The sequence below is a fragment of the Pelagimonas phthalicica genome, assembly GCF_004364805.1.
Lineage (GTDB): Bacteria > Pseudomonadota > Alphaproteobacteria > Rhodobacterales > Rhodobacteraceae > Pelagimonas > Pelagimonas phthalicica.
The window spans coordinates 13,417-25,442 of sequence record NZ_SOAP01000001.1 but is presented as its reverse complement, the minus strand read 5'-3'; the positions used below and the strand labels follow the sequence as shown (position 1 = coordinate 25,442).

At 59.1% G+C, this 12,026-nt stretch carries 12 protein-coding genes; 4 read left to right on the top strand and 8 right to left on the bottom strand.

All coding sequences use genetic code 11. The features are described from left to right. Positions 1 to 2 precede the first annotated feature (2 nt). Genes CLV87_RS00125 through hypE form a run of 4 tightly spaced genes read left to right on the top strand, consistent with a single transcriptional unit; the run spans position 3 to position 3,969 of the window. A complete protein-coding gene (locus CLV87_RS00125; RefSeq protein WP_099244471.1) occupies positions 3 to 1,490 on the top strand; it encodes a sigma-54-dependent transcriptional regulator in 1,488 nt (495 codons plus the stop codon). 3 nt (positions 1,491 to 1,493) lie between these two features. Further along, entirely contained in the window at positions 1,494 to 1,784 is a 291-nt protein-coding gene (gene hypC, locus CLV87_RS00120; RefSeq protein ID WP_099244472.1) for a HypC/HybG/HupF family hydrogenase formation chaperone, read from the top strand. Then, on the top strand, positions 1,781 to 2,923 hold the full coding sequence (gene hypD / locus CLV87_RS00115) for a hydrogenase formation protein HypD (RefSeq protein WP_099244474.1): 1,143 nt from the start codon (positions 1,781 to 1,783) through the stop codon (positions 2,921 to 2,923). Before hypC ends, hypD begins: the two co-directional genes overlap by 4 nt. Positions 2,924 to 2,931: 8 nt before the next feature. Beyond that, the gene (gene hypE, locus CLV87_RS00110) at positions 2,932 to 3,969 is read left to right on the top strand and encodes a hydrogenase expression/formation protein HypE (RefSeq protein WP_099244476.1); all 1,038 of its coding nucleotides are present in this window, start codon (positions 2,932 to 2,934) and stop codon (positions 3,967 to 3,969) included. Positions 3,970 to 4,029: 60 nt separating this feature from the next. Here hypE and CLV87_RS00105 read toward each other — a convergent pair whose 3' ends face one another. The 8 genes from CLV87_RS00105 to CLV87_RS00070 form a co-directional block, all read right to left on the bottom strand. Continuing rightward, a complete protein-coding gene (locus CLV87_RS00105) occupies positions 4,030 to 4,626 on the bottom strand; it encodes a rhomboid family intramembrane serine protease (RefSeq protein WP_328591541.1) in 597 nt (198 codons plus the stop codon). 103 nt (positions 4,627 to 4,729) lie between these two features. Next, positions 4,730 to 5,182 (bottom strand): CoxG family protein, encoded by a 453-nt coding sequence (locus tag CLV87_RS00100; protein ID WP_099244480.1) that lies wholly within the window; start codon positions 5,180 to 5,182, stop codon positions 4,730 to 4,732. A gap of 124 nt (positions 5,183 to 5,306) precedes the next feature. Continuing rightward, complete coding sequence (locus CLV87_RS00095) at positions 5,307 to 6,104, bottom strand: XdhC family protein (protein WP_099244482.1); 798 nt, start codon at positions 6,102 to 6,104, stop codon at positions 5,307 to 5,309. Beyond that, positions 6,101 to 7,288 carry a vWA domain-containing protein gene (locus tag CLV87_RS00090; protein WP_099244483.1) on the bottom strand — a complete coding sequence of 396 codons (1,188 nt, stop codon included), beginning with the start codon at positions 7,286 to 7,288 and terminating at the stop codon, positions 6,101 to 6,103. The genes CLV87_RS00095 and CLV87_RS00090 overlap by 4 nt, the downstream gene beginning before the upstream one ends. Continuing rightward, on the bottom strand, positions 7,285 to 8,160 hold the full coding sequence (locus tag CLV87_RS00085) for an AAA family ATPase (RefSeq protein ID WP_099244485.1): 876 nt from the start codon (positions 8,158 to 8,160) through the stop codon (positions 7,285 to 7,287). Before CLV87_RS00085 ends, CLV87_RS00090 begins: the two co-directional genes overlap by 4 nt. A 46-nt stretch (positions 8,161 to 8,206) precedes the next feature. Beyond that, a complete protein-coding gene (locus CLV87_RS00080) occupies positions 8,207 to 10,630 on the bottom strand; it encodes an aerobic carbon-monoxide dehydrogenase large subunit (RefSeq protein WP_099244487.1) in 2,424 nt (807 codons plus the stop codon). Then, on the bottom strand, positions 10,627 to 11,121 hold the full coding sequence (locus tag CLV87_RS00075) for a (2Fe-2S)-binding protein (RefSeq protein WP_099244489.1): 495 nt from the start codon (positions 11,119 to 11,121) through the stop codon (positions 10,627 to 10,629). Before CLV87_RS00075 ends, CLV87_RS00080 begins: the two co-directional genes overlap by 4 nt. A 14-nt stretch (positions 11,122 to 11,135) precedes the next feature. Next, a complete protein-coding gene (locus CLV87_RS00070; protein WP_099244490.1) occupies positions 11,136 to 11,990 on the bottom strand; it encodes an FAD binding domain-containing protein in 855 nt (284 codons plus the stop codon). Positions 11,991 to 12,026 lie beyond the last annotated feature (36 nt).

Below are 12,026 nucleotides of genomic sequence, written 5' to 3'. Positions count from 1 at the left end.
TCATGTCAGTAGATGCTCTTCCAACAATCCTTTTGGTCGATGACGAAGAACATTCGCTGGCCGCCATGCGATTGGCGCTTGAGGATGATTTTGAATGTCTGACGGCGACAAATGCCGACGATGCGACCCAGTTGATGGAAGAGCATTTTGTTCAGGTGATCTTTTGCGATCAGCGTATGCCGGGCAAATCCGGTGTTGAGTTTCTGACCGAAGCACGGGATCGCTGGCCCGACACGGTGCGGATCATCATCACCGGTTATACCGAAACCAATGACATTATCGCCGCGATCAATGATGCGGGCATCTATCAATTCTTGACCAAACCCTGGCACCCCGATCACCTGCTTATGAGCGCCAAAAACGCCGCTGATCTGTTTCGCCTGACACGCGAGCATGATCAGCTGGCTCTTGAGATGCGCTTTCTGTCGCGCAACATGGAAAGCAAGGTCGAGGAGCAGCGCAAAGCCCTGCGTGAGGGGCTCGGATTTGAGAAAGTCCTGCGCGCACCGAACTCTCCCATGAACAGTGTGGTGGCCCAGGCCCGGCAATTTGCCAGTTTCGACGTTTCGGTGATGATCATTGGCGAGGCTGGCACGCAGAAATCGGCGCTGGCGCGGGCGATGCATTACAGCTCGTTACGCTCAGATCGCCCGTTCTTTGAGGTCAATTGCAGCGGTGTCGATGATGACTTGCTCGAAATTGAACTGTTTGGTGCCAAACGGGGCGCTGTGCCGGGGCGGCCCACGCAAAAGATGGGGGTTCTGCGCAAGGCGGACAAAGGCACGGTGTTCCTACGCGGAGTGACCGACCTGTCGCAACATATGCAGCGGGCGATTGCGCGTTTCGCGACCGAAGGCGTGTTTCGCCCGGTTGGCGGGGGCGAGTTGGAAAACAGTGATGTGCGTTTGCTGGCCTCGGCCCCCGACGATATTGCGCATCAGGTGGTCGAGGGGCGCTTTCGCTCTGACCTCTTTTATGCGCTCAGCAAAACCACCGTGGCCACGCCACCCTTGCGCGTGCGCAAAGATGATCTGGCCATTCTGGCGCAGAACTTCCTTTTCGACGCGGCTGCGGAACATGGCAAACCGGTACATGGCTTGTCGGATGACGCGGTCCGGTTTCTGGAACGCTACGATTGGCCGGGCAATCTGCGCGAGCTTGAAAACGAGATGGTGCGCATCTTGATCTTTTCGCAGGACAGCATTCTGGGCCCGGAATTGATCAGCCGCCACATCCTGCAAGCCAGCCCGTCCGATAGCGGGCGCGACAGCGGGACCGATCAGGTGCTGATGTCCGAGGGCACGCTGAAAGAACGGGTGGAACAGATCGAAATGCGCATCCTGCGCGAGACCCTGACCAGATTGAAATGGAACAAAAGCCGCGCAGCGGCCGAACTGGGCCTAAGCCGGGTCGGTTTGCGCGCCAAGATTGAGCGATATGGCATTGTCGAACCGGGCAAGGTTGGACAACGCCAAACCGAGGAGGATTAAAGCATGTGCCTAGGAATTCCGGGCCAGATCGTCGCTGTGACCGATGAGGCGCGCATGATGGTGATGGCCGAAGTGTCGGGCGTGCGGCGCGAGGTCAACGCCGCCTGCATCGCTCAAGGGCCACTTGAGAGCCTGATCGGCAAATGGGCCCTGATCCATGTCGGATTTGCCATGAGCGAAATCGACGAAGACGAGGCGGCCAAGACGCTCGAGGCGCTGCGCGGCTTGGGCGAGGCGCAGGAAACGCTCGAGGCAATGGCGGCCGGAGATGCGGCATTGGAGGGCAGCACATGAAATATGCAGAGGAATTCCGCGACCCCGTCGCAGCCCGCGCCGTTCTGGATGAAATCACCAAAGTGGTCGGCGAGATCGGAGCAACCGCCGATAATCCTGTGCATATCATGGAGATTTGCGGCGGCCACACCCATGCGATTTTCCGCTACGGGTTGGACAAGCTCACTCCGGAGGGGATCGAATTCATCCATGGCCCCGGTTGCCCGGTTTGTGTTCTGCCGATGAGCCGGGTGGACGAATGCATCGAACTGGCCGAACGGCCCGAGGTGATCTTTACCACCTTTGGCGATGCGATGCGCGTTCCGGGCACCCAAAAATCGCTAATGCAGGCCAAGGCCGACGGGGCCGATATCCGCATGGTCTATTCGCCCCTGGATGCGCTTGAAATTGCCCGCCGCAATCCGGACCGCGAAGTGGTGTTCTTTGGCCTCGGGTTTGAGACAACGACGCCCTCGACCGCCTTGTCGATCCAGCAGGCGGCGCGTGAGGAGCTGGGCAACTTTTCGGTCTTTTGCAATCACATCACCGTGCCGCCCCCGATCAAAGCCTTGCTGGATGACCCGCATATGGTTCTTGATGGATTCGTGGGACCGGGCCATGTCTCGATGGTTATTGGCGTACACCCCTATGATTTCATTGCAGAAGATTACGGCAAACCTTTGGTCGTCGCCGGGTTTGAGCCGCTGGATCTGTTGCAATCGGTCCTGATGGTGCTGGAACAGATCCGCGACGGCCGTTGCGAGATCGAAAACCAATATTCGCGCGTTGTGCCGGAACATGGCAATGCGGTGTCTCTGGCCGCGATCGATGACGTCTACGAGGCCCGGCCCAGCTTTGAATGGCGCGGTTTGGGCGAGATTGATGCCAGCGGGTTGCGCATCCGCGACACATACGCGGCCTTTGATGCCGAGGAAAAATTCAACATCGGCTACGGGGCCGAACGCCGCATCGTCGAAGAACCCGAAGGCTGCTCCTGCGGAGCGGTCATGACGGGCCGGATGAAACCCGTTGCCTGCCCGCAATTCGGCAAAGGCTGCACGCCGGAAATGCCGCTTGGCGCATTGATGGTGAGTTCCGAAGGGGCCTGCGCGGCCTATTACCAATATGGCGGTGCGCGCGCTGTAGAAGCGGCAGAGTAGGGGACGTTATGAACATGATCGCTAGAACCATGCGCGACGAAAAGGTAACGCTTGCCCATGGTGGCGGTGGCAAAGCGATGCGCGACTTGATCGACACCGTCTTTACCTCGGTTTTCGCTCCGGAAAGCCGCGAGGATCAGGCCCGCCTGAGCGAGGCCGCGCTACAAGAGCCGGGCGCCCGTCTGGCCTTTACCACCGACAGTTTTGTGGTTGATCCGGTCGAATTTCCAGGCGGAGATATCGGCAAGATTGCTGTATGTGGGACGGTCAATGACCTGGCCGTTGGGGGCGCGCGGCCCTTGTGGCTCTCTGCTGCGTTTATCATCGAAGAGGGCACCGAAGTCGCCCTGCTGCGCCGGATTGTCGCCTCGATGAAGGCCGAGGCTGACAAGGCGGGCGTCAAGATCGTGACTGGCGATACCAAGGTTGTTGGCCGGGGTATGGCGGATAAGGTCTTTGTCACCACAGCCGGAGTGGGAGTGATCCCGCCGGGGCGCAATCTGCTGGCCGAGAATATTCGTGCCGGGGATGTGGTGTTGGTGAATGGCAAATTGGGCGATCACGGGGCTGCCATCCTTGCGGCCCGGGGGGATATGGCGCTGTCATCCGAGGTCACATCGGATTGCGCAGGTTTGGGACATCTGGTTGAGGCTGTTCTGGCGGCGGCCCCCGGTGTTCGCGCGGCGCGGGACGCGACCCGTGGCGGTGTCGCCTCGGTGCTGAACGAATTGGCCGAAGCCGCCGGGTTATCCATCGAAATTGACGAAACGAATTTGCCTTTGCGCAAGGAAGTCAAAGGCATGTGCGAGATCTTGGGCCTTGATCCGCTCTACCTTGCCAATGAGGGCACGCTGGCACTGGTTGTCCCGGAGGATCAGGCCGAGGCCGCCCTTGCAGCGATGCGCGCCTTGCCCGAGGGGCGTGACGCCTGTGTGATCGGTAAGGTTCTTGACGGAACACCTGGGCGCGTCACCATGCGCACACTGTTCGGTGGCGCACGTATCGTTGACATGTTGGTTGGCGAGCAATTGCCAAGGATTTGCTAGGGGTTTTGGTGAAAACCCGCGACTGTTTCCAAACCCCTTTGGACCGCGCGGCACTGGCATCTAGCGGTTTCGAATGCCCGTCACGCGCGGGGCGTGGACATGGGTTCGAATGGCGATGGCGGCGACCACCCCGGCCAAGGCTCCGAACAAATGGGCCTCCCAGGACACACCGGGTTGCCCCGGCAGGACACCCCATATGATCGACCCGTAAAGCAAGCCGACAATCAGAGCGGCCCCGAGTGTGACCATTGAGCGATCGACGAGGCCGCGCGCTATGAGAAAGCCGAACCAGCCAAACACCAGCCCCGAGGCACCGATATGGATGGCGGTACTGCCGAAAACCCAAACCAGAAGTCCGCCGAGCAGGATAATACAGGCATTCACCGCCACCAGGGCTCGGGTGGCCGTAGTGACCAAGAGCCCGCCCAGCATCAGCAGCGGTGCCGTGTTAGAAATCAAATGCGCAAAACTGCCATGCAATAGCGGCATCCCCAAGATGCCATCCAAGCCTGAGACATGTCGCGGGATCAGCCCAAAGAGCGTGTTGAACCAATAGCCCGTCGCCCAGTTCAGCGCTTGGATCACCCAAAGCGCTGCCACAAAGCCAAACAGGGCTATCATTCTGGTGACAACGGTGCGGTTGATTTCGGTTTTCATCATGAAGCCAAGATGATGCGCTCGGCGGAACTGCGCAAGGGGCGGCCCTAAAACTTTGCTTGTGCAACCTGGGCCGCCACTCGTTCTGTATGCTTTGCTGCCCCTAGGCTGCAATTTCTTCGGAAAAGTGATCCGCGAAGGATTTGAAGAATTTCGCCGCCAGTTTCTTGGCCGTGCTTTGGATCAAGCGGCTGCCAAGCTGGGCGATCTTGCCGCCAATGTCGGCCTTGGCGTCATAGCGCAGAATCGTTGTGTCGCCATCAGCGGTCAGGGTGACATCGGCCCCGCCTTTGGCATGACCTGCTGCGCCGCCATTCCCTTGACCTGTCAGGGAAAAGGCGTTGGGTGCGCCGCTGGTATCCAGTTCGACAGTGCCGCCAAATCTGGCTTTGACCGGCCCGACCTTAAGCACGACTTTGGCTTCCAAATCGGTATCGCTATGCTTGATGAGTTCCTCGCAGCCGGGAATACATTTTTGCAGCACCTCTGGGTCGTTCAACGCGGCATAGACCTGCTCAAGCGGCGCTGCGATGGTGATTTCATCTGAAAGTTCCATGTTTTTTCCTTTTAACAACAGGGAAATTTGATTTTTGCGATCAATTCGGCCTGTTCGGGTTTCATCGCCATTTTGCGACCAAGACGAGAGAAGAGAGATTTCAGGGCTGCCATGTGGGTTCCTTTCAAACGTCCGTGACTTGTTCGGTTCCGGGTTGGGTGTTTTGGCGGCGGTGCTGCACCAGTTGCGCGAGGATCGAGAGAGCGATTTCCTCGGGTGTGATTGCACCAAGGTTCAAACCAGCCGGGGAGTTCACCGCCTGGATGGCTGCGTCGGGAAAGCCGACCTCTGACAATTTGTCCGCCAGCATCGCGTATTTCCGTGCGCTGCCGACAAAGGCAACATAGTCGGGCGTTCCAGACAGGGCGGATTTTAACGCATCCAGATCACCTTGGCCTTGGGTGGCAATGACGATGACTTGCTGCTGTGCGGGGGCGGTTTTGGCGGTCACACTGTCTGTGACGCTCCAATGAAGGGAGGGGGCCAGAGATGCCAGCGCTCTGGCCACGGGCGAAGCCCCCAGAATCACCAATTCCGCCTGCGGCAAATAGGGTTCGATGAACACATCGATCGTGCCGCGAGAGGGGCAGCCATTGCGGGCAAAATGGGTGCCATCGACCTCATCCCCCGGCGCGACCCCCAGCGCCTCTAGCTGCTCTTCTGGCGCGATGGAAACCATTTGCGGTTTGCCATCTTTCAGCGCCTGCACGGCAAATCGTTTCACAGCGCCACGGGTGCAACCGCCGCCGAGCCAGCCATGCAGGATGGTGCCATCAGCTGCCAAGATGGCTTTGGCCCCGGCCTTGGCCGCGGTCGCGCCGCTGGAGCGCACAATTGTGGCGCAGGCAAAAGGTTGTTGGCGCGCGCCAAGCTCCTCAACAACTTTGCCGAATTCGAAATCCAGGATGGTTTGCGGTTTCATAGGGCGGCAAGCTCCTTTTCGAGACTGGCCAGATCGGCCAGAGTGTTGGCGGGTTGAAACAGGTCAAGCCAGGGCAGGGCAGCGGCCATGCCCGAGGCGATGGGCGCATAGTCTTTCCATCCCTTAAGGGGGTTCAGCCAGATGATCGTGCAGCCGCGTTTCTTCAGCTTTTGCAAGGCTTTGCTCAGTTCTTCGGGCGGGCTGGTGTCATAGCCATCGGACAGGATCATCACCACGCTGCGCCCATCGACAAAGCGTTTGGCATAGGTGTCGGCAAAGCGTTGCAGCGACGGTCCGATCTTGGAACCTCCGCCAAACCCGTCCGCCATCATGGACATACGGCCAATGGCGCGCATCGTGTCTTTGTCGCGCAGGGCCTCGGTGATGCGCACAAGGCGGGTGTGAAACAGGTAGGCATCCGCATCTTTGTCGGCCCGCATGAGCCCGGCAAGAAAGGCCAGAAACACCTGGGCGTAAAGGCTCATGGATCCCGATACGTCACACAGGGCCACAATCTTGCGCTGACGATCCGGGCGGCGTTTGCGCAAAAGATGCAGCGGCTCGCCCCCAGTGGCCAAACTGCGGCGGATGGTTTTGCGAAAATGCAGGCGATCCCCTTTGCACGCGGCTATGCGGCGGCGGGATCTTTGATCACGCAAGGCCGCGCCAAGCCTGAGCGCAACCTTTTCCGCAGCGGCAATGTCTTCGGGGCGGACAAGGTCGCGCAGATCCTGACGCGACAGCTGGCGTTGCATTGTGGCGATCAGCTTGCCGGTGCCATCGCCATCGGCCTCACCCTGGCCATCATCCGGAGCGGTGGCCGAGCCAGATAAGCCGCTTTGCGCGTCTTGCTCAGCGCGGTCGCGGTTGGAATGCACGCTGTCATTGATCGGGGTTTGCGGTTTGGGAATGACCTTTTGTTTGACCCGCCCGGCATCCAGCCAATAGGCGTCAAACAAGGCGTCAAACCGCTCGATTTCGTCTTTACAGCCGGTGCAGATGGCGCGCAGGGTACGGCGGCAATCTTGATGGGTCACCGCCCGCGTTTGGGCCAACCCGCGCAAGGCGAGCTCGGCCTCACCCACCCCCAAACGTAGACCGTTTTCGCGCAGATGGGCGACAAACCCCACCACCCGCGCCGTGGGCCCGGGATCGCGCGAGGCGAATTTCGTGACCCGGCTCATGCGGCCTTGCCCGCGATGCGTGCGGCGACATCACGAGTGATCTGCGCCTGATCGCTTTGGGTTTTCAGCAGGGTGGTCAGGGTCGATTGCAACACATCGGGCGAGCTTGTGAGATCGGCAATGCCCAAGCCCATCAGCGCCGCAGCAAAATCCAGCATTTCGGCGATGCCGGGCACTTTCTCCAGCTCTTCTTTGCGCAGGGTTTGTACGAAGCCAATGATCTGCTCCGCCAATTGCGCTTCAACCTCGGGGCAGCGGGCCTTGAGGATCGCCAATTCGGTCGCGCGGTCGGGGTAATCGACATAGGTATAAAGACACCGCCGCCGCAGCGCGTCGGACAGATCACGGGTGCCGTTTGAGGTCAGGATGACAATCGGGCGCGACGTGGCTGTGATGGTGCCCAGTTCAGGGATCGAAACCTGAAAATCCGACAGGATTTCCAGCAGATAGGCCTCAAACTCCTCATCCGCGCGGTCGATCTCGTCGATCAACAGAACGGGCGGTGTGTCTTGGGTGATAGCCGCCAAGAGCGGGCGCTCAAGCAGGAAGTCGCGGGAAAAGATCCGGGCCTCGACCGATTTCCCGGTCTCTCCATCTTCGGCCGCGGCTCGAATGGTCAGCAATTGGCGCTGATAGTTCCATTCATAAATCGCCTGCGAAGCGTCCAACCCCTCGTAGCATTGCAAGCGGATCAGCTTGGCATCTTGGGTGGTGGCCAGGGCGCGGGCGACTTCGGTTTTGCCCACACCTGCCGCGCCTTCCAATAGCAAGGGGCGGCCCAGAGACAGTGCCAGTTGCAGCGCGACGGCAAGGTCATCGGATGCAACATATCCGTCACCCCCCAGCGAGGTCTGTAATTCGGTCCATGTCATGATGGTGTTTGCAGGGCGCGCGGATTAACGCGCCCTGCATCCTTTCTTAGTCGTGCAGGCCAAGGGCATTGGCGGTTTTCCAGATCCGCCAATGATCATGCGGCATATTGGTATGCGTGTTGCCAAAGGCGCGGAACGCATCCTGCACGGCGTTGGAGAAACAGGGCACACCACCCACATGCGGGCTTTCGCCAACGCCTTTTGCACCGATTGGGTGATGCGGCGACGGGGTGACGGTGTAATCGGTTTCGTAATTGGGCACCTCCCAGGCGGTGGGCAGGAAGAAGTCCATCAAGGTCCCGGTTTTCACATTGCCCATATCGTCATAGGCAATCTCTTGTCCCAGAGCGACGGCGAGCGCTTCGGTCAATCCGCCATGGACCTGGCCCTCGATGATCATCGGGTTAATCCGGGTGCCGCAATCATCCAGCGCGTAAAAACGGCGAATGTCGGTCACGCCGGTGTCGACGTCAATATCCATGACACAGACATAAGCCCCGAACGGGTAGGTCATATTGGGCGGGTCATAATAGCTGACCGCCTCAAGCCCGGGCTCGATGCCAGGAATGGCCTGATTATAGGCGGCAAAGGCGATTTCCTTCATCGTCTTGAACCGCTCAGGCGCGCCTTTGACCACAAACCGATCCACGTCGAATTCAACGTCATCGTCATGCACCTCAAGCAGATAGGCCGCGATCATTTGCGCCTTTGCACGGATCTTGCGCCCGGCCATGGCCGTAGCAGCGCCTGCGACAGGCGTAGAGCGCGAGCCATAGGTGCCCAGACCATAGGGGGCCGTGTCAGTGTCGCCTTCCTCAATCGTGATGCTATCTGCGGGCAGCCCGATTTCTGAGGCGAGGATCTGCGCAAAGGTAGTCGCGTGTCCTTGTCCTTGTGAAATAGTACCCAGACGGGCAATCGCCGACCCGGTTGGGTGAATGCGGATCTCGCAGCTGTCAAACATGCCAAGCCCGAGAATATCGCAATTCTTGACCGGGCCAGCGCCGACAATCTCGGTAAAGAACGACAGGCCAATGCCCATCAGGGACCGAGTTTTCCCCGCCTTGAAATCCTCAACCCGCTGGGCTTGTTCGGCGCGCAGCCCATCGTAATCGACGGTCTTCAGCGCCTTGTCCCAAGCGGTGTGATAGTCGCCACTGTCATATTCCCAGCCTAGCGCGGCCTTGTACGGGAATTGTTCTTTCTTGATAAAGTTGATCCGGCGCAGCTCAGCCGCGTCCATATCCAACTTGATCGCCAGCACTTCGATCATGCGCTCGATGAAATAGACCGCTTCGGTGACGCGGAAGGAGCAGCGATAGCTGACCCCGCCGGGGGCCTTGTTGGTATAGACACCGTCCACCTCAAGGAAGGCGGTGGGGATGTCATAGGACCCGGTGCAGATATTCATGAACCCGGCCGGGAATTTGGTCGGGTCGGCGCAGGCGTCAAAGCCGCCGTGATCGGCCGTCACATGACAATGCAGCCCGGTGATCTTGCCCTCTTTGGTGGCCGAGATCTTGCCGGTCATCCAATAGTCACGGGCAAAGGCCGTGGTCATCAGATTGTCCATGCGATCTTCGATCCATTTGACCGGCTTGCCCGTCACGATAGAGGCCACGACCGAACAGACATAGCCGGGATAGGCACCAACCTTATTGCCAAACCCGCCACCAATATCGGGCGAGATCACTCGGATATTGTGCTCTTCGATGCCAGAGATCAGGCTGACCACGGTGCGGATCGCGTGTGGTGCCTGAAAGGTGCCCCAAAGCGTCAGCTTGCCATTGACCTTGTCCATCGACGCCACGCAGCCGCAGGTTTCCAGCGGGCAGGGGTGGGTACGGTGGTAATACATGGTCTCTTCTGCGACCACTTCGGCATTTGCGATGACCTCTTCTGTAGGTTCCTTGTCGCCTGCTTCCCAGGTGAAGATGTGGTTGTGATGTTTGCGCGGACCATGTGCGCCATCGACGGGTTTGCCGTCCTGAACCGTGTCTTCGCGCAGCACAACGTCTGATTTCAGTGCTTCGAACGGGTCTACAATCACCGGAAGCTCTTCGTAATCGACCTCGACCGCCTCGATGCCATCAGCGGCGGCATAGCGATCTTCGGCCACGACAAAGGCCACCTCTTGGCCCTGGAACAACACTTTGCCATCGGCCAACACCATCTGCTTGTCGCCTGCCAATGTCGGCATCCAATGCAGGCCCAGCGGCTCCAGATCCTTGGCTGTCAGAACCGCCAGAACACCAGGCACCTCCATAGCAGCGGAAATGTCGATATTCTTGATTCTGGCATGGGCATAGGGAGAGCGGACAAAGTCGCCGAACAACATGCCATCCAACTTGATGTCATCGACATAATTGCCCTTGCCTTGGGTAAAGCGGGCATCTTCGACGCGCTTGCGCGAACATCCCATACCCTTAAGATTGGCGACGCGGTCGTCGCGTGTGATTTCGTCCTTCATTCCGCAGCCTCCTTGGCACTGGCCATTTCGGCGGCTGCCGCCTGAATGGATTTCACGATGTTCTGATACCCGGTGCAGCGGCAGATATTGCCGGCCATGCCAAAGCGGATTTCTTCTTCTGTCGGGTTTGGATTTTCTTCCAGCAGCTTGGACGCGCGGGTGATCATGCCCGGCGTGCAGAACCCACATTGCAACCCGTGATGTTCCTTGAACGCAGCCTGAAGCGGGTTCAGGTCATCCGGCGTGCCAAGCCCTTCGATGGTGGTGACCTCGGCCCCATTGGCCTGCGCCACAAACATTGTGCAGGATTTCACCGATTTGCCGTTCAGCGTCACAGTGCAGGCCCCGCAATGCGAGGTGTCGCAGCCGATATGCGGCCCGGTGATGTTAAGCCGCTCGCGCAGCGTATAGATCAGCAATTCGCGCGGTTCGGCGAGGAATTCCTCTTCCTTGCCGTTCACGGTCATCTTGATGTGCATTTTGTTGGACATTTCAGAACGCTCCCTTATGCGCGCGACCAGGCGCGTTCGATGGCGCGGCGCAGGATCACGCCCGCCACATGTGTTTTAAAGGCGATGGGGCCGCGATTGTCTTCGGATGGGTCAATCCCGCCCAACATCGCCGCGACAGCGGCCTTGATGGCTGCGTCATCCAGCGTGGTGCCGACCAATGCGGCACCCGCTGCTTCGCAATAAACCGGCGTGTCGCTGAGATTGGTCATCGCGATCGATGCGGCTGAGCAGCTTTCGCCATCCTTGACCAATTGAACCGCCGCCGCCGCTGTGGCGTAATCGCCAATCTTGCGCTTTTGCTTTTCATAGGCATAGCCGCCCTTTGGCAGCGGAATGGTGACAGCGGTGAGAATTTCTTCGTCCTCGCGGGCGGTCATGTAAGCCGCCTCATAAAACTCACGGGCGTCGACCTCACGGGAACCATCCGGGCCTACAAGAGTGAAAGACGCATCCAGACATTGCATGAGACCGGGCATGTCATTGCCGGGATCGCCATTGGCAACATTGCCGCCAACAGTGCCCATATAACGCACTTGCGGATCTGCGATTTGCAGCGCCGCTTCGCGCAGGATGGGTGCCGCCTCGGTCAGGGCGGCGTGGTTGATGATGTCGGATTGGGTGACCATTGCGCCCAGGCGAATGCTGTCACCTGAAACCTCAATACCCCCCAGACCTTCGACATCCTGAAGGTCGATCAGATGGGGCACATCGGCCATGCGCAGCTTCATCATCGGGATCAGGCTGTGACCGCCCGCCATGACGCGCGCATCATCGCCGTGCTCCTCTAGAATGGACAGGGCACCGGCTAAATCCGTGGGCCTGTAATACTCGAATGCCGCTGGAATCATCGGCTCTCCTCCCTTCAAGCGAATGTTCTGGCTATG